This is a genomic window from Bradyrhizobium sp. NBAIM03 (assembly GCF_020194055.1).
Classification (GTDB): domain Bacteria; phylum Pseudomonadota; class Alphaproteobacteria; order Rhizobiales; family Xanthobacteraceae; genus Bradyrhizobium; species Bradyrhizobium yuanmingense.
In genome coordinates, this window is record NZ_JADYVS010000014.1 from 153,732 (window position 1) to 171,498 (window position 17,767).

The following is a 17,767-nucleotide window of genomic DNA, read 5'->3' on the forward strand; positions in this document are numbered from 1 at the left end:
TGCCTTAGAAAATGAAGAGGGTTAGCCATTTGGCCAGATAAGATATGGAACTCGATCGAACAGACCGGAAAATCCTCTCGATCCTGCAGGAGGATGGGCGCATCGCCAATGTCGAGCTCGCCGAGCGCATCGGGCTGTCGCCGACCTCGATCGGCGAGCGGTTGAAGCGCCTGCAGCGCGAGGGCTTTGTCGAAGGCTATGGCGCGCGGCTCAACCCGCACCGGCTCGGCCTTGGGCTCCTGGTGTTCGTCGAGGTGCTGCTCGACAAGACCACGCCCGACAATTTCGAGCGGTTCGCCCGAGCCGTGAGGCTCGCCCCTGAAGTGCTGGAGTGTCACATGGTTGCCGGCGGCTTCGACTATCTTGTGAAGGCGCGGCTTGCAGACATGACCGCCTATCGGCGCTTTCTCGGCGAGACCCTGCTGTCGATGCCGGGCGTGCGCGAGACGCGAACTTATGCGGTGATGGAGGAGATCAAGCGCGACGCACCGCTGCCGGTGGGTTAGCGAAGTGCAGTCGCGATTGTCATTGCTGTGGTTCGATGAGCGGTCTTCGCAAGGAAAAAATAGCTATCCTCGTGCAATCGCAACGCCTGTCGTCGAATGCACCGGCCGTCTTCTTAAATTTTTCTTGGCCCGCTCCCGGACAAATCCGGGAGGCAGCAAAGGCTGGCGCGGGCTTATACTTTGAGGTTTTCCGCGGAGGTCTTGCCCCGGTTTGCGATCTCTTCGTATTCCACCGTCTGTCCCTCGTTGAGGGTCGACAGACCGGCCTTCTGCACCGCCGAGATATGCACGAACACATCCTTGCCACCCGACGCAGGCTGGATGAATCCATAACCCTTCGTCGGGTTGAACCACTTGACCGTACCTTTAGCCATCACGACTTCTCCGCGGGTCTTCCTCCGAGATCTCGAACCGCCAGTCCCCGCCAACCGGCCGGTTCGGTCCTAACAGGATACGCGGAATGTGGCAGGCTTGGTAGCTCAAACCACATCGCCATTTCGCCGAATTCCGCTCAACTTCGCGGCGTTTTTGCCGGTTTTGCCCGTTTCGCGGTCAAATGGCAGGAGCGCGTGATGCCATCCCTCAGTAGGTCGCGGTCAGATAATCGACGATCTTGCCGACATCGGCATCGTCGATCGGTGCGCCATAGACCTTGATCATCTTGGTCACCTCGGCCTGCCAGAACGCCCTCTTGTCCTTCATCGGCGGCTGCGTGGCGACGTAGTCGGACGAATGGCAGGCGCTGCAATTGCCCTGCACGACCTCGAGATTGGGACCGGGCTTGAAGGCGGCGACTTCGTCCGGGGTCTTGTAATTGACGGGCGCTGCAAGTGACGAGCCCATCAATGCGGCGACGGCGAGCGTGATGGCGAGGAGAACGATGCGCTGCATGATCAGTCTCCTTCAGGCCACGCTGACGCGAACGGTTTCGACGACGTTGCGCAAGTAACCCGCCGGGTTCCAGCGCGGCATGTCCGGCTGGGTCTCGCCGCCATTGCCGGTGGCGCGGACCTTGAGCTCGTGGCTGCCGGCCGCGAGCTTCACCGGCAGCTTCCAATTGCGGAAGGCGTACTTGCCGAGGTCCTTGCCGAGCTTGGCGCCGACCCAGGTCTTGCCGCCGTCGGTGGAGACCTCGACCTGCTTGATGCCCTTGCCGCCATCGAACGCGATGCCGCGCAGGGTCACGGCTCCCGCCTTCAGCTTGGCGCCATCGGGGACGCTGGTGATGAAGGAGCGGATGGTGAAGCGGTTGATCGGGATCGTCGCCTTTGGCGCGGTGCCCGGCTCGACCGCATTGTTCGGCGTGTCGGGGATGCGGTAGGCCGACTTCATCCAGAAGCCGTCATAAACGTCGTCGATGACGGTGATCTCGTTGAGGTGCTTGACCCAGTAGGTGCCGAAATAGCCGGGCACGATCAGGCGCAGCGGAAAGCCGTTGAGGAACGGCAGGTCCTCGCCGTTCATGGCATAGGCCAGCATCACCTCGCCGTCGGTGGCGTGATCGATGTCGAGTGCCTTGATGAAATCCGGCGTCTTGTCGTTGACCGGTCCGTCCATGCCGTTGAAGGTGACCTGCCTGGCGCCGCTGTGCACGCCGGCCATCTCCAGCACGTTCTTCAGCGGCACGCCGCGCCAGCGCGCGCAACCCATCGCGCCGTTGGCGAGCTGACCGCCGGCGACGCGCGGCTCGAAGAAGCCGCGGCTGTTGCCGGAGCACTGGTTGACGGCGACGATCTCCGTCGCCTTCATCTTGCGGATGTCCTTCAGCGACAATTTCAGCGGCTTGTCGACCTTGCCCTTGACCTCCAGCGTGAACTTGTCGGGGTTGAGATCGTAGGGCAGGTCGGAGAGGTGGTAGCGCACGAAGAACGCGTTGTTCGGCGTGATCGGGCCGTCGTTGAACACCGCAAACGGGGTCTCGAGCTGCGGCGGCCGGCTGGTCAGGCCGATCATCGGCCGCTTCTGCGGATATTTCACCAGCGGCCGTTCGCCATTGGCGAAGGGCAGGGTCACCGTGTCGAGGGCCAGCGCCTTGGTGGAATTCAGTGTGGCCGCCATGGCGGCAAGGCCTGCTCCCTTGAGCAGGTCGCGTCGATCGAACATTCTTTCTCCTCCCGGAGCTTCTCGTTGGATCGGCGGTCATCACCACGATCCTGCGCTCATCTGTCGCAACCATTTGCGTGAAGTCAATTCGCGCTTTCGCAGCAAGCCCATGCCGCTGCGTTGCAGCAGGCCGGTGTTGTGCTCGTAACGAGATTGACGAGCAGTAGGCCGCGACGACGGTGCGCTCCCTCGCCCCGTTCTTACGGGGAGAGGTAAAGAATCACGCCGCCACGCGCTTGCTGCGATCGACCAGCGCCGCCAGCTCCCTCGCATTCGCCACCACGCGCACTGCGAGCGGCTGGTCGCGGCCGCGGATGGCGACCTCCTGCTGCGGCAGTGCGTCGTCGGAAATATCAGCTGTACGGCGGACTTCATCCGAGACGACGGCCTCGCAGGCCAGCGTCTTGGTCATGTCCTGCAAGCGGGCGGCGACGTTGACGGCATCGCCGAGCGCGGTGAAGACGATGTGATCGCGATAGCCGATGTCGCCGATGATGACCTCGCCGCCGTGGATGCCGATGCCGAAGCGGATCGGCTGGCGCAGATCGTGGCTCAGGAGATCGTTGAGCTCGTCGATATGCGCAGCGATTCCCGCGGCTGCCTTCATCGCCTGCCGGCAGGCGGTTTGCGGGTCGGCCGCGAGTCCGAACAGCGCCAGCATGCCGTCGCCGACGAACTGGTTCGGCTGGCCGCCGTTCTCGATTACCGCTTGCGACACCGCGCCGAGGAAGCGGTTGACGATGAAGACCGTGTCGAACGGCAGGCGCTTCTCGGCCAGCTGCGTCGAGCCGCGCATGTCCACGAACAGGCTGACGAGATAGCGCTCCTGGCCGATACTGGCCGATGTCGAGGCTCCGTCCGTTGCATGCGTGTGAGCTGCGAAGAGTTGGAAGAACGAGAGATCGGAGGTCGGACGCAGCTGACAGGCCAATCTGATCGAGGGATCGGCGGTGCCGACGCGGGTGAGCACGAAAGCCTCGCGCTGCGACGGAGTGGGCAGGGCATCATGATCGCCGATGATACGGATGCGGCAGGTCGAGCAGCGGGCGCGGCCGCCGCAGACGCTGGCGTGCGGCACGTTGTGGCGCAGGCTCGCCTCCAGCACCGACAGGCCCTTGGGGACCCGCACCGTCTTGCCGTTGCCGTAGGACAGCGCGATCATGCCGCCGCGCCGTTCGCGCAGGGCGCGCACGCCGCGCGCCGCCAGCACCAGTCCCAACAGACCGAAATAGCCCATGGTGAGACCGCCCGCGATGCGCTCGAGCGTGTTGCCTTCCGCAACCGTGCCGACCTTGCTGCGGGTGAGATGCTGCTTACGCCATTCGCCGTCGTCACTGTCGGCGGCGACGCTGCGGCCGCCCTGGTAGATGCCGAGCAGCGATAGCGTCGGGATCAGCACGGCGGCCGCGAGCAGATAGGGCGCCGCGCGCGTGAAGAACGGCTTCAGCCGAAGCCAGAAATAGACGCCGATGCAGCCGTGCACCCAGGCGATGAGAAGCAGGATCGTCATCTGCCAGAGCAGGCCCGGCGCCGCGACGAAGAACAAATAGAGCTCCTGCGGATACAGCTTCTCGTGTCCGTACAGCGTCTGCGCGAGCCGCACGCCGATGACATGGCCCATGACGAGGACGGGGATGCTCAAGCCGAGCACGAGCTGGAGCGGCTCGATCGTTCGCCAGCGGAACTGGCGGCGCTGATACAGCGCGTAGACGCCGAGGCCCATATGGGTGAGGGCGGCCGTGTAGAACACGATCGCGACCGGGAGGAACTGCCAGAACAGCGTGTGGTAGTAGACCCCGGTCTCCATGGCATCGACCGAGATGTTGCCGAGCGCGTGGTTGAGGAAATGACTGACCACAAAGGCGAACAGGATGATGCCGCAAACGAGTCGCACCTGCCGCACCCCGGCGGCGCGGACGACTGACATCTGTGTGGGAGCGGTGGCCATGATTCGGTTGTGTCAGGTCCTGGAGGAGACCAGCCAGCGTAACCTTTAATTTCCGATATGGACAGCCAGCAGGATCACAGGGACGACGGCCCCACATTGACTCCCCCTTCCAAGTCGGGGAAAAGCGCCGCCGTGACGATCGCTCCCGACATCTCTGCAAAGCCTGACGGCGCCGAACGGCGTCTGATCCTCATGGCCGCAGCGATCATCGCCGCGATGACGCTGCTCCGCATCGTCTATGCCTCGGCCATCGAGCTGCGCACCGACGAAGCCTATTACTGGACCTGGTCGAAGGAGGCTGCGCTCAGCTTCCTCGATCATCCGCCCGGCATCGCCTGGCTGATCCGCTTCGGAACCGCGATCTTCGGCGACACCAATCTCGGCGTCCGCTTCGGCGGCATCGTCGCGATGCTGGTGACGCAGCTATTGCTCGCTGACATCGTCCGCCGCCTCACCCATGATGCGCGCGCGATCGTGTTCGCGGTGCTGATGCCGGAGGCCGCGCTTTATTACGGCCTGTTGATGGCCAAGGTTGCGCCCGATGTCGCGATGATCCCGTTCGCGGTCGCGATGATGTGGTCGCTGGTGCGGCTGGCGCAAAGCGGCGATGGCCGCTGGTGGTTGGCGGCCGGTCTGTTCGCGGGCCTCGCGATGCTGTCGAAATTTACTGTGATCATGTTCGCGCCGGCCGTTGCCGCCTTTCTGCTGGTGCCGGATTGGCGCTGGCGCTGGCTGCGCAGTCCGTACCCCTATCTCGCCGTCCTGGTCGCGATAGCGGTGTTCTCGCCGGTGCTGATCTGGAACGTGCAGCACGACTGGGCCTCGTTCCGTTTCCAGGGCGTGCGCGCCACCGCCAATTACGGCGTCTCGCTGCGTACGATCGGCGATTACATCGGCCTGCAATTCGGCCTGGTCGGTTTCGTCTTGCTGCCGGTGGTGCTGACGGGCCTGGTGCTGACGGCGTGGCGCGGCTATCGCACGCGCGAGCCAGTCGCGATCCTTTTGTCGACGGCGGTGCTGGTGCCGTTCGCCTACTTCCTCTTCAAGTCGCTGACGCTGCGCGTCGGCGACACCTGGCCGATGTTCATGTGGCCAGTCGGTTTTGCCGCCACCGCGGTCAATCTCGTCACGATGAGGAAAGAGGGATGGTCCGCCCGAATGCTGAGGTCCTCGCTGTTCTGGGCCAGGACAGCGATCGTCTTAGGCATTCCCTTCGTCATCATCGTGTTCCTCTACTACGTTGCCGCGCCCTGGAATCTGCTCGGCAAGATCGACCCGATCGGCGCCGAGGCCGGCTACGAGCAGGTCGCCGCGCGGGCGCAAGCCGCCCTCGACGCGACAGGCGCGACCTGGATCGCAACCACGGACTACCGCACCTACGCCATGATGCGCTGGCTGTTCCGGGGCCGCGTGCCCGTGATCGAGATCAACGAGCGCGGCCGTTTCCAGGATTTCCGCGACCCCGGCATGGACAGGATCAAGGGTCATGCCGGCATCTATGTCGGGCGCGAGCCGGACAACCGCGCATCGCTGTGGGAGCACATTCCGGCGCAGCGCGAGCAACTCGCCACGGTCGAACGCCGCTGGCGCGGCGTCGTGACGGACACCTATGTGATCGAAAAGCTCACCGGCTGGACCCCGCAGCTCTCGCCGCCAAAGGACTCGCCGCTGTTCCAGTGGAAGGTGCTGGCGGACGCCGGCGGGCGCTCGCGTTCTCTCTCCAAGCCTCTCCAGGAGCCTGGAGCGGGAGGGTAAGCGCGAGCCTACTGCACGAGATCGGCGACGGTGGTTGCGGCCTTGAGGCCGGTGCCGGTGAGAACGGCCACCGTGGTCTCGTTCGCATTGATGGCGCCGGTTGCGGCGAGCTTGTCGAGCGCCGCAGCCGCGCTGGCGCTGGTCGGCTCGGCAAACAGGCCCTGGCGCGCGAGGCGGCGCAGGGCGGCGACGATCTCGTCCTCGGTGAGCGCGATGGTGCCGCCGCCGCTCTCGCGCAGGGCGGCGATGATCTCACGCAGGCGGAGGGGAGTCTTGATCGCGGTGCCCTCGGCAACGGTCTTGCTCACCTCGCGCGCGACCGGCGTATCGACACCGGCCTTGAAGCTTGCATCGATCGGCGAGCAATTGAGCGGCTGCGCCGCGAACAGGCGCGGCAGTTTCGAGATCTGCCCGGCCTTCAACAGCTCGCGGAAGCCGAAGGCGCAACCCAGCAGACTGCTGCCGGCGCCGACGGGAACGATGATGTTGTCGGGCGCGCGGAATCCCAGATCTTCCCAGATCTCGTAGGCCAGCGACTTGGTGCCTTCGAGGAAGAATGGCTGCCAATTGTGGCTGGCGTAGAAGGTCTGGTTCGACTGGCGGATGGCCTCGGCTTCGGATTCCTCGCGCGGGCCCTCCACGAGCTGCACGGTCGCGCCGTAGGCGCGCACCTGCGCGATCTTGGCCGGCGACGTCGAGGCCGGCGCCAGAATCTTGACGCGCATGCCGCCGGCCGCACCCAGCCCCGCCATGGATGAGCCGCCGTTGCCGGAGGAATCCTCCAGAATGGCGTCGACGCCGATCTGTCGCAGGAACGACAGCATCACCGCCGAGCCGCGGTCCTTGAAGCTGCCTGTCGGGTTGAACCATTCGAGCTTGAACAGCGGGCGCAACGCGCCCCAGTCCTGCTGGACCAGCGGCGTGCAGCCCTCGCCGAGCGTAATCGGGTTCTCGATCTCGACCGGCAGCGCCGCCCGGTAGCGCCAGAGCGACCGCGTCCGGCCATCGATGTCCTCGCGTGAGATGCCCGCCCCCGGCGTCACCAGCAGCGGCGTGCGCTCGTCCGAGCACCAGCGCGGCTGGTCCAAGGGATAGAGCTTTCCGTTGCGGGGATCGATGTAGCTGGCGGCAGGCATAGCAGTCTCCAGGGCGGGGGCGGCGCAGTGCACCGGACTTGAAGCCGGCCGCACGAAGCAACGCCTCCTTGAAAACACGAAAAACGAAACTATTTCAATTCTTTAAACCGGCCTCACCGGCAGGCGGCGAACGCGATGAGCGGCGTCGGCAGGCCCGATGACGGGAATTTGGCCCCGAACGGCCCCTGCGCCCGGCCACGATTAACTTGTCTGTCGTCGCGGGCCGCTACAATATGTTGGATTGAGCTTGCGCCGCCGGTTCGGCGTCGCAAGTGAGCCAGGCCCGTCCGAGCGGCGGGCCGTTGGCTTTTTGGGAGCCTGGACATGAGCCGTGCCAACCGTACCGACCACATCCGCCTGACCTCCCATCCGGAGCCGGGCAGGAAGGCCGCCTTTCCCATCCATTGGGGCGCCGCTGATGCGCGCGCGCGCGGGCCGATCATCGGTACGGTGTCGCGCGCCGGGGATCGCAACGTGATCGGCAGCCATGGCGGGTCCTACGCGATGTACCGCGCGCTCGCGGTCTCCGCCGGGGCGCTGGACCCGATCAGGCGTCCTGACCTCACCAATACCTTTCCGGCCGCCACCATCGGTCCGTTCGAGCAATGGACCGATCCCACAAAAATCGTCGCGCTCGATCCCTGGGGGCATCTGGTCGCCGAGAATTTTCGCCAGGAGATCGCCGAGGGCGCGGACATCCGCCCGAGCATCGCGGTGACTCGGGCGCGGCTCGACCTGCCGGAGATTCGCGATGCGCTTGCCGCAAAGCGGCTGCGCGCCGATGGCGAGGTCGTGCACGCCAATGGCAGCGTGTCGGTGGTGAAGATCGCGATCGATCCGGTGTGGTACCTGCCGGGCCTTGCGGCGCGCTTCGGCACCGGCGAGACCGAGCTGCGGCGCACGCTGTTCGAGCAGACCGCCGGCATGTTCCCGGAGCTGGTGACGCGCCCGGACATGAAGGTGTTCCTGCCGCCGATCGGCGGCACCACGGTCTACCTGTTCGGCGACGTGACGAAACTGCCGGACCATCGCACCAGGATCACCTGCCGCGTGCATGACGAGTGCAACGGGTCCGATGTGTTCGGCTCCGACATCTGCACCTGCCGGCCCTATCTGATCCACGGCATCGAGGAATCCGCGCGCGGCGCGCAGGAGGGCGGGCTCGGGCTGGTCGTCTACAACCGCAAAGAAGGCCGCGCGCTCGGTGAGGTCACCAAATTCCTGGTCTACAATGCGCGCAAGCGGCAGGAGGACGGCGATGCGGCCGCCGCTTATTTCGAGCGCACCGAGTGCGTGGCTGGCGTCCAGGACGCGCGCTTCCAGCAATTGATGCCGGATACGATCCACTGGCTCGGCCTCAAGCGCATTGACCGCTTCCTGTCGATGAGCGACATGAAATACGACGCGTTGACCTCGCAAGGCATCGACATCGTCGAGCGTGTGCCGATCCCGCTGGAGCTGATTCCCGCCGACGCCCATGTCGAGATCGCCGCCAAGAAGGCCGCGGGCTACTACTCGACCGACATCGCACCGGAAAAGGACGTGAACGGCGTGGTCGGGCGTTCGCTGGAAAAATACTGATCGCGATGGCGGACGCTTTGGAATCGCAGGCACGCGCGCTGCTCACCGCAAAGGCGGTGCGCGCGCGCGCCGGACAGATGCTCGAGCTCGGCCTTGCCGGCGGGCTCACCCATTTCACGGTCGATCTCGACCGCATCGATGGCGTTGCCGATGCCGTGCTCGCGGTGACCCGTAAAGCCTATCCGACACTCGACATTCCCTTTCATGCGCGCTGGCGGCACTTCGTGCTCGGCGGCATCGACCGCTGGTCGTCCTTAGAGGAAGTGGAAGTCGCGTCTTGGCCGGATCGCGCCGCGCGTGCGCGCGCCGAATTCGATCTTGCGATCGTCAGCGTGCTGCTGGATGCCGGCGCCGGCGCTACCTGGCGCTACCGGGACGCCAAGACGAGGATGGATTTCGGTCGATCCGAGGGACTTGCGCTTGCCAGTCTCAACATGTTTGTGGAGGGCGCGTTTTCCGGCGATCCACGCTCTCCCTTCCGCGTCGATGCGGATGTGATCGCGCAGTTGTCCATCGATCGGCTCCGATCAGGGTTTCGTGTAACTGACAACAATCCGCTGCTCGGCCTCGAGGGGCGCACCGATCTGCTGCGTCGCCTGGGCAAGCAAGTTGCAGCGCGCCCTGAAATCTTCGGCCTGCACGATACGCCGCGGCCGGGCGGGCTGTTCGATCATATCGCGGCGCAAGCGAGTGGCGGCGCCATTGCCGCGCCCGCGATTCTGTCGGCCGTCCTGAACCGGCTTGGACCGATCTGGCCCTCGCGACTCGAACTCGGCGGCATTCCGCTCGGCGATTGCTGGCGGCATCCGGCGATCAAGGCGGACGACGGCACGGCAGGCCTCGTGCCGCTGCACAAGCTGTCGCAATGGCTGAGCTATTCGCTGATCGAGCCGCTGCAGCGCGCCGGCTTTGAGGTGACCGATATCGATGGCCTGACCGGGCTCGCCGAATACCGCAACGGCGGTCTGTTCGTCGATCATGACGTGCTGCGCCTGCGCGATGCCGCCGATGCCGCGCGTGCGCATGAAGTGGATTCGCTGCTCGTCGTGGAGTGGCGCGCGCTGACGATTGCATTGCTCGACAGGTTGGCGGAGCGCATTCGCTCCAAGCTCGGCCGCACCCCTCGGACCTTGCCGCTTGCGAGCATCCTCGAAGGCGGCACGTGGGCGGCGGGCCGCGCCATCGCATTTGCACGCCGTCCCGATGGATCGCCGCCGCTCAAGGTGATCAGCGACGGCACGGTGTTTTAAACCCTCTCCCCTAGTGGGAGAGGGTGGCTTCGCGAAGCGAAGCCGGGTGAGGGGTTGTCGCCGCGGGCACATCTCTCAGTTGGAGTTCGCGGAGAGATACCCCTCATCCGGCGCTTCGCGCCACCTTCTCCCACAAGGGGAGAAGGGAAAAGCAAGAGCATCTCATCATGGAAGGCGTCACGATCGTCGATCATCCGCTGGTGCAGCACAAGCTGACGCTGGTGCGGGACAAGTCCATCTCGACCAAGTCGTTCCGCGAGCTGATCAAGGAGATCGGCATGCTGCTGTGCTACGAGGTGACGCGCGACCTGCCGCTCACCGACACCGTGATCGAGACGCCGCTGGCGACGATGCACTCGGCCAAGATCGCCGGCAAGAAGCTGGTATTCGTGCCGATGCTGCGCGCCGGCACCACCTTCGTCGACGGCATGATGGATCTGGTGCCGACCGCGCGCGTCGCCCATATCGGGCTCTACCGCGAGCCGCACAGCTTTGCCGCGGTGGAGTATTTCTTCAAATCGCCGTCTGACCTCAGCGAGCGCCTCGCCATCGTGGTGACGCCGGTGGTCGCCACCGCCAACACCGCCGTCGCCGCCATCGACCGGCTGAAGGAGCGCGGCGCCAGGGACATCCGCCTCGCCTGCCTGATCGCCGCCCCGGAGGGGCTCGAACGGCTGCGCGGATTGCATCCGGACGTGCCGATCTGGACGGCCGCCGTGGATGAAGGGCTCGACGACAACGGGTTCATCCTGCCTGGCCTCGGCGATGCCGGCGACCGCGCCTACGGAACGCGGTAAGTGCTGGGCGCGTTTTAGGAACAGCTTCCACCGCGCGAGGTTCTCCTGCACCAACAGGGAGAGCACGATGACCTATCAGAATGATGACCCCAGGACTGACCGTGCGCGCCGCAACAGCCCGGTGGGCTGGGCGGTCGGCGCGATCTTCGTGATCGCCGTGGTCGCGGCCGTCTTCTTCTACAATGGTCGCGAGTTCGGTCCCCAGACCACGACCTCGAATCCGAACACGGCGCCGAACGTCACCACCGGATCGAATCCCCCTGCTGCGCCGGCGAAGTGATGCGCTAGGAGCGGGCCGTCACACCTTCCCGCTGCCGCAAATGCCCTTCAGTGCCTGCCACTCCTTGTCGGTCAGCAGCGGCGGGCCGCTGGCGGGCCGGTCCTCCTTCGTCATGCGCGCGAGGCGGTCCTCGGTCAGCGGATGGCTGGCGAGGATATTCGTCAGGCCGGAGCCGCCCTCTTTGCCGGTGATGCGGAACATCAGCTGGGCCGCGGGCTTCGGCGACCGGCCGAGCGCATGCATGATCTCGATCGCGAAAGTGTCGGCGCCGGTCTCGGCTTCGCGCGAATAGGACGCTTCGACCAGGCTGCGCGAGGCGAAGATCACGGCCGAGGAGCCGGTGATGTCGCCGAACAAGAGGCCGATCAGGAACGAGGTGCCGCCGTTGTAGATCAGGCCGCGCATGTTGTCGTAATGCTTGAGATGGCCGAGCTCGTGGGCGAGGATGCCGGCGAGCTCGTCGGGACTTTCGGCCTTGTCGAGCAGGCCCTTCAGCACGAACACCTTGCCGCCGGGCAGCGCGAAGGCATTCGGTATCGAGCTCGGCAGCACGCCGGCCGTCATTGTGTCGTCGAGGCCGGCCGCATCGCGCAGGCGGTTGACGAGCTTCGTGAACGCGGCCTTGCCCGCGGGGTCTTCGCACACGCCGCGGCCGAAGATGGTCTTCATCTGCACTTCGGCGGCATCGCCGATGCGCCGTTCCACGGGCTTCGGCACCAGCGGCGCGAGCCGGTCGGCGGCGAGCGGAACGCCGAACAGGACGACGCAGACGATGGAGACGGCGGCGGCAACCGACCAGCCCACGATTTTCGCGACGCCGCTGCGCGTCGTCCGGTGCTCGTCGAGCCGCGTGCAGCGGGCCGCCACCTCCGCGGCAAGCGCGGCATCGCGGATCTCCAGCCGCGCCAGAGGCGGTGCGGACGTCGCAGCCAGGCGCAGGATTCCGGGCGGACTGTCGGCACGGCGAATGTCGGCATAGGGCCAATGAAGGAGCGTTCCGCCCTCTTCGTGGATCTCGAGCGCATCGCCGAGGATCAGCGTCACCTGCCGCCTGCGGCTGGACACGCCGTCGAAGAAGATTGTCGGCTTGCCGGACTGCACAGGGGTATCGGCGAACACATCACTCAAGGCTCAAAATCCTGCAACATCCAGTCCATCGGCAAAGCCTTCGCCGAGCGCGCCGGCAAGCTGACCGCTGCCGCGTACGTCCGCCGCGGCCGCGATGTCGTGCACCTCGACGGTCTCCAGCACCTTGGCCCAAAGATCGCGTTGAAGATAGACCCGCATGACGATGTTGATGGCAAGAGCGAGCGCGAAATAGCCGATCACCATCATCGCCACCATCGGGATGCTCTTCGTCGCATTGTCGCCGGCGAAGATCTCCTCGGCGGAAACGCCGGTGAGCGAGACGACCAGGAAGGCGCTGCCGCCCATATAGGCTGCGAACGCGACCGTGAGCAGCATCCACCAGCCGATCACTTTCCAATACAGGCCGTAGAAGGCATCATGAGGCAATTCCGAGGACAGGCTGACGCCACCGATGCGGATGCCGTCGAGCCACCAGCGCCATTCGCGCGCCTTGAACTCGGCATAGAAGAACGGTGCGAGCGGGAAGATGATCAGCGCGATCGGGCTGAGCAGCCAGAGCCACCAGCCGCGCTTGAAGAAGGTCCAGCCGTCGGCGTCGAAATCGCCGCGGAGATCGCCGTAATGGGTGTGCCGCATCTTGTAGCGTTCGAGCGCCGCCGCGCGCCAGGGCAGCGCGAGACCGAGCGTCAGGAGCACCAGCAAGCCCCATAGCATGGCGCGAAACGCGTAAGCCCAGCCGGAGCCGTCCATCCAGAAGCGGACGCCGCGCCAGACCGTGCGGGTCAGGCGGTAGCGCCGCGCGCGAAAAATCGCGAACTGGCCGAAGGCGTAGAAGGCGATGAATAGCGGCGTCGAGGCAAAGGCCTGCCAGCGCTCGAACTCGATGCCAATGAGAAAATAGGCGAGATAGATCGGCAACAGGATCGCGAGCGCGAACAGGAAGCCGACCAGGAGCTCCTTGGCCCGTCCGGTGTATTCGGCCGCATCGCCATCGATCGCGGTGTGCGTCCACAGATGACGGCGGATGTCGGTGACGAGCCAAAACCGGTAGAAGCCGAAGGTCACGAGCTCGAGCATGGCACCCTTGGTGACCATTTTGCGGAACTCGGAGCGGCTGCCGGAGAAATCGACCCGCGTCGCCGGCAGCGGCGGGGGCAAGGGTTCGGACCCGATCGGGGTCCATTGCATGTCGTTCACGGCGGCAACCTCGGGATGCGGATCTGTTCCGGCCAAACTATAGATCAGAGGTTAGTCGATCCCCAAGATGAGCGGGTTCGATTTAGCTCGATTCCAGCGGGTTTCTCGCACGATTCTCTGTCGTTCGGCGTGCGGGAGGTCACGTTCGCGTGGCGTCGTGACGATCGTGCAACGCGCTCGTGAAGGCTGGATGTGGCAAAACTCTCCCTTGCCCCGGCGCAGACAACCGGCTGTAATTGCAAATCAAATACCGCAGCGCAGAATTCAACGACGCGCGGTTCATATCCAGGGAGAACGGTCATGCATGGGACCATCGAAAGCGCGGCCAAGCTCGACGCCTTGCGCGAGCGCGCCATGTCGCTGCCGCTGGAGCAGTTCGATCCCGGCGACCCCGAATTGTTCAGAACCGATACGTTCTGGCCCTATTTCGACCGGCTGCGCCGCGAGGATCCCGTGCATTACTGCAAGGACTCGATGTTCGGGCCGTACTGGTCGGTGACGCGCTACAACGACATCATGGAGATCGAGACCAACCATGCGGTGTTCTCCTCGGCCTCCGCGCTCGGCGGCATCACCATCCGCGACATCGATCCGGATCTGCGCCGTGAGAGTTTCATCTCGATGGACCCGCCGCGCCATGCCGCCCAGCGCAAGACCGTGGCGCCGATGTTCACGCCGACACACCTGGACAATCTCGCCATCAACATCCGCAAGCGCTCGGCCGAGTGCCTGGACAATCTTCCCCGTGGCGAGGTGTTCGACTGGGTCGATCGCGTCTCGATCGAGCTCACGACGCAGATGCTGGCGGTGCTGTTCGACTTCCCCTGGGAGGATCGCCGCAAGCTGACGCGCTGGTCCGACGTCGCCACCACGATTCCCGGCCCGGACGGTCTCGTCGCCACCGAGGACGAGCGGATGGCCGAACTCGCCGAATGCGCGGCCTATTTCTCGAGGCTGTGGAAGGAGCGCATCGAACAGCCGCCGAAGAGCGACCTATTGTCGATGATGGCGCATGGCACTGCTACGCGCGACATGGATGCGAAGAACTTCCTCGGCAATCTTATCCTCCTGATCGTCGGCGGCAACGACACCACGCGCAACACCATGTCGGGCTCGCTTCTCGCGCTGAGCCAGCATCCGGAGCAATATCGCAAGCTGCGCGAGAACCCTGACCTGCTCGACAGTTTCGTGCCGGAGGTGATCCGCTGGCAGACGCCGCTCGCGCATATGCGCCGCACGGCGCTGTCCGATTTCGAGTTCCGCGGCAAGCAGATCAAGAAGGGTGACAAGGTCGTGATGTGGTACGTCTCGGGCAACCGCGACGAGGACGTGATCGACAGGCCCTACGAGTTCATCATCGACCGCGCCCGCCCGCGTACGCACCTGTCCTTCGGCTTCGGCATCCATCGCTGCGTCGGCCTGCGGCTCGCCGAGCTCCAGCTCAAGATTATTTGGGAGGAAATTCTCAAGCGGTTCGACCATATTGATGTGGTCGGCGAACCCACTCGGGTCTATTCGAGTTTTGTAAAGGGTATCGAAACGCTGCCGGTGAAGATTGCTGCGTGAGTCGAACGCAACGGAGCCACGATCATGAACATCCAAGCGCCGGTTAAAGTGGACAAGGCCGAACGCATGCGGAAGGCGCGCGAGGAGGCCTATGCGACGCCGTTGTCGCAATTCCACCCCGGCGCGCCCCGGCTGTTCCAGGACGACACGCTGTGGCCCTGGTTCGAGCGGCTGCGTAAGGAAGAGCCGGTGCATTACTGCACCAATGCGCCGATCGAGCCGTATTGGTCGGTGGTGAAGTACAACGACATCATGCATGTCGACACCAATCACGGCATCTTCTCCTCGGATTCCAAGCTCGGCGGCATCTCGATCCGCGACGTGCCGGAAGGCTACGACTATCCGAGCTTCATCGCGATGGACCAGCCCCGGCATTCGGCGCAGCGCAAGACGGTGTCGCCGATGTTCACGCCGACACACCTGGACGAGCTGGCAAAGCTGATCCGCCAGCGCTCGCAGACCGTGCTGGACAATCTGCCGCGCAACGAGACGTTCAACTTCGTCGAGCGCGTCTCCATCGAGCTGACCACGCAGATGCTGGCGACCCTGTTCGACTTCCCCTGGGAGGAGCGGCGCAAGTTGACGCGCTGGTCCGATGTTTCCACCGCGCTGCCCAAGAGCGGCATCGTCGCCAGCGCCGAAGAGCGCCGCCGCGAGATGGACGAGTGCTACGCCTACATGTCCAAGCTCTGGAACGAGCGTGTCAACTCCGCGCCGCGCAACGACCTGTTGTCGCTGATGGCCCACAACGAGGCCACGCGCCACATGGACCCCGACAACCTCATGGGCAACATCATCCTGCTCATCGTCGGCGGCAACGACACCACGCGCAACACCATGACCGGCTCGGTGCTGGCGCTGAACGAGAACCCGGAGCAGTACGACAAGCTGCGCGAAAATCCGGAGCTGATCGATTCCATGGTGCCGGAGGTGATCCGCTGGCAGACGCCGCTGGCGCATATGCGGCGTACTGCGCTCCAGGACACCGAGATCGGCGGCAAGCACATCAGGAAGGGCGACCGGGTCGTGATGTGGTACGTCTCCGGCAATCGCGACGAGGAGATGTTCGACAAGCCGGACGAGTTCATCATCGACCGCCCCCGCCCGCGCACGCACCTCTCCTTCGGCTTCGGCATCCACCGCTGCGTCGGCATGCGGCTCGCCGAGCTGCAGCTCAAGATCGTCTGGGAGGAGATGCTGAAGCGCTTCGACCGCATCGAGGTGGTCGGCGAGCCCAAGCGGATCTATTCGAGCTTCATCAAGGGATATGAGACGCTGCCGGTGCGGATTCCGGGCTGAGCTCTCTCCTACCGTCATTGCGAGGAGCGAAGCGACGAAGCAATCCAGACTGTCACCGCGGAGGGATTTCTGGATTGCTTCGCTGCGCTCGCAATGACGGGGTCCTGGACACACCTGCTCGTCACGCCCGCACCTGCAGGCACGGCACTCCCCCGCTATAGAATTCCGGCATGACAGCTCGCGCCAGATGCGAAGGCACGACCGCGCGCGGCTGTTCTACGACACGCCATCTAACTCAACCTGATGTCCCACACGCCTTCCTTGCGGCAGGCGGCGACTTCCTCGCGCAGCAGCGCGGTGATGGCGAGCGAGGCGGTCGAGGCCGGGCGGTCGATTGGAGAGGCAAAAATGAGCTCGCGCGTCATCGGCTTGGATACCGGTGCGGTTTCCAGCCGCCCGTCCGCGACCTCGCCATGGACCGAGGACGGTGGTAGCAGCGCGAAGCCGAGGCCCTCCTCGACCAGGCTCGTCAGCACGCGGAAGGAGTCCGCTTCCAGCTGGACGTCGAGCTTGATCTTGCGCTGGGCCGCAGCGTGCTCGATCAGCGCCCGAAGGCCGTGGGAATGAGAGGGCAGCACCAGCCGTTGCCGCAGCAGCCAGCCGATGTCGACGCTCTTCTTGCGCGCCAAGCCGCAGCCGCGCGGACCGACCGCGACGATGTTGTCGCGCCCCAGGCTCTGCACGTTGAGATGCAGGTCGGCCGAGCGGCCGTAGAGGATGGCGAGATCCATCTCGCCGCGATGCAGCCATTCGACCAGATGCCCGCTGTAGCTCTCGACGATGCGCAGCGAGATGCCGGGAAATTTTTCGACACAGCGCCGTGCAAAGCGCGCCGACAGCACGCAGCTCACGGTCGGAACCAGGCCGAGCACGACCTGGCCGGACGGCGGCCCCTTGGCCGACTGGATGTCGTCGCGGATCTGGTCGATCTGCCGCACGATGCCGGAGGTGCGTGCGAGCAGCAGGCGGCCGGCCTCGGTCAGCACCATGCCGCGGCCGTTGCGCGTGAAGAGTTCGGTGCGCAGCTCGTGTTCCAGGAGCTTGATCTGCCTGGAGAGCGCCGGCTGCGCCACGCGCAAGGTGTCGGAGGCCTTGGACAGGCTGCCGAGCTCCGCCACGCAACTGAAGGTCCTGAGCTGCCGGAAATCCATGCTTGCCAATCCTGGAAGGCTACTCCATACGCTATAACAAATGAGCATAGGGGGCGGGCATTGTTTTCACAACGCCCGTGGGTTGGCCGGCGTTATCTTTAACTGCCGC

The 17,767-nt window shown here is 64.9% G+C and carries 16 protein-coding genes; 8 read left to right on the plus strand and 8 right to left on the minus strand.

Annotated elements, in window-relative coordinates; all coding sequences use genetic code 11:
* The first annotated feature begins 44 nt into the window (after nucleotides 1-44).
* Nucleotides 45-506, plus strand: coding sequence for an Lrp/AsnC ligand binding domain-containing protein (locus I6F21_RS21835; protein WP_036009699.1), 462 nt, complete (start codon nucleotides 45-47; stop codon nucleotides 504-506).
* Between the two features lie 173 nt (nucleotides 507-679).
* Here I6F21_RS21835 and I6F21_RS21840 read toward each other — a convergent pair whose 3' ends face one another.
* From I6F21_RS21840 to I6F21_RS21855, 4 genes are all read right to left on the minus strand, one after another.
* On the minus strand, nucleotides 680-880 hold the full coding sequence (locus I6F21_RS21840) for a cold-shock protein (protein WP_008563500.1): 201 nt from the start codon (nucleotides 878-880) through the stop codon (nucleotides 680-682).
* Between the two features lie 208 nt (nucleotides 881-1,088).
* Nucleotides 1,089-1,397 carry a cytochrome c gene (locus I6F21_RS21845; RefSeq protein ID WP_036009702.1) on the minus strand — a complete coding sequence of 103 codons (309 nt, stop codon included), beginning with the start codon at nucleotides 1,395-1,397 and terminating at the stop codon, nucleotides 1,089-1,091.
* A gap of 12 nt (nucleotides 1,398-1,409) precedes the next feature.
* Nucleotides 1,410-2,609: a molybdopterin-dependent oxidoreductase gene (locus I6F21_RS21850; protein WP_225142120.1), complete on the minus strand. Its 1,200-nt coding sequence runs from the start codon at nucleotides 2,607-2,609 to the stop codon at nucleotides 1,410-1,412.
* 220 nt (nucleotides 2,610-2,829) lie between these two features.
* On the minus strand, nucleotides 2,830-4,557 hold the full coding sequence (locus I6F21_RS21855) for an adenylate/guanylate cyclase domain-containing protein (RefSeq protein WP_225142118.1): 1,728 nt from the start codon (nucleotides 4,555-4,557) through the stop codon (nucleotides 2,830-2,832).
* Nucleotides 4,558-4,749: 192 nt separating this feature from the next.
* On the opposite strand from I6F21_RS21855, the gene I6F21_RS21860 reads away from it, so the two are divergent.
* The gene (locus I6F21_RS21860; protein ID WP_225142241.1) at nucleotides 4,750-6,312 is read left to right on the plus strand and encodes a glycosyltransferase family 39 protein; all 1,563 of its coding nucleotides are present in this window, start codon (nucleotides 4,750-4,752) and stop codon (nucleotides 6,310-6,312) included.
* Nucleotides 6,313-6,320: 8 nt separating this feature from the next.
* Here I6F21_RS21860 and I6F21_RS21865 read toward each other — a convergent pair whose 3' ends face one another.
* Entirely contained in the window at nucleotides 6,321-7,448 is a 1,128-nt protein-coding gene (locus I6F21_RS21865) for a threonine synthase (RefSeq protein ID WP_225142106.1), read from the minus strand.
* Nucleotides 7,449-7,772: 324 nt separating this feature from the next.
* Between I6F21_RS21865 and I6F21_RS21870 the strand changes: the two genes are divergently transcribed.
* The 4 genes from I6F21_RS21870 (at nucleotide 7,773) to I6F21_RS21885 (ending at nucleotide 11,356) form a co-directional block, all read left to right on the plus strand.
* On the plus strand, nucleotides 7,773-9,029 hold the full coding sequence (locus I6F21_RS21870; RefSeq protein WP_036009713.1) for a GTP cyclohydrolase II: 1,257 nt from the start codon (nucleotides 7,773-7,775) through the stop codon (nucleotides 9,027-9,029).
* A 5-nt stretch (nucleotides 9,030-9,034) separates the two neighbouring features.
* Nucleotides 9,035-10,279 carry a URC4/urg3 family protein gene (locus tag I6F21_RS21875; protein WP_036009714.1) on the plus strand — a complete coding sequence of 415 codons (1,245 nt, stop codon included), beginning with the start codon at nucleotides 9,035-9,037 and terminating at the stop codon, nucleotides 10,277-10,279.
* A gap of 167 nt (nucleotides 10,280-10,446) precedes the next feature.
* A complete protein-coding gene (upp, locus tag I6F21_RS21880; protein ID WP_036009715.1) occupies nucleotides 10,447-11,076 on the plus strand; it encodes a uracil phosphoribosyltransferase in 630 nt (209 codons plus the stop codon).
* A gap of 67 nt (nucleotides 11,077-11,143) precedes the next feature.
* Nucleotides 11,144-11,356 (plus strand): hypothetical protein, encoded by a 213-nt coding sequence (locus tag I6F21_RS21885; protein WP_036009716.1) that lies wholly within the window; start codon nucleotides 11,144-11,146, stop codon nucleotides 11,354-11,356.
* Nucleotides 11,357-11,374: 18 nt separating this feature from the next.
* Here I6F21_RS21885 and I6F21_RS21890 read toward each other — a convergent pair whose 3' ends face one another.
* Nucleotides 11,375-12,484 (minus strand): M48 family metallopeptidase, encoded by a 1,110-nt coding sequence (locus I6F21_RS21890; protein ID WP_225142104.1) that lies wholly within the window; start codon nucleotides 12,482-12,484, stop codon nucleotides 11,375-11,377.
* Nucleotides 12,485-12,487: 3 nt separating this feature from the next.
* Nucleotides 12,488-13,633, minus strand: coding sequence for a DUF898 domain-containing protein (locus tag I6F21_RS21895; RefSeq protein WP_225142239.1), 1,146 nt, complete (start codon nucleotides 13,631-13,633; stop codon nucleotides 12,488-12,490).
* Between the two features lie 309 nt (nucleotides 13,634-13,942).
* Here I6F21_RS21895 and I6F21_RS21900 point away from each other — a divergent pair, with 309 nt between their 5' ends.
* Together I6F21_RS21900 and I6F21_RS21905 are read left to right on the plus strand one after the other, a co-directional pair.
* Nucleotides 13,943-15,208 (plus strand): cytochrome P450, encoded by a 1,266-nt coding sequence (locus tag I6F21_RS21900; protein ID WP_036009721.1) that lies wholly within the window; start codon nucleotides 13,943-13,945, stop codon nucleotides 15,206-15,208.
* A 24-nt stretch (nucleotides 15,209-15,232) separates the two neighbouring features.
* On the plus strand, nucleotides 15,233-16,507 hold the full coding sequence (locus I6F21_RS21905) for a cytochrome P450 (RefSeq protein ID WP_225142102.1): 1,275 nt from the start codon (nucleotides 15,233-15,235) through the stop codon (nucleotides 16,505-16,507).
* Nucleotides 16,508-16,737: 230 nt separating this feature from the next.
* On the opposite strand, the gene I6F21_RS21910 is transcribed toward I6F21_RS21905, so the two are convergent.
* Nucleotides 16,738-17,658 (minus strand): LysR substrate-binding domain-containing protein, encoded by a 921-nt coding sequence (locus I6F21_RS21910; RefSeq protein WP_225129195.1) that lies wholly within the window; start codon nucleotides 17,656-17,658, stop codon nucleotides 16,738-16,740.
* Nucleotides 17,659-17,767 lie beyond the last annotated feature (109 nt).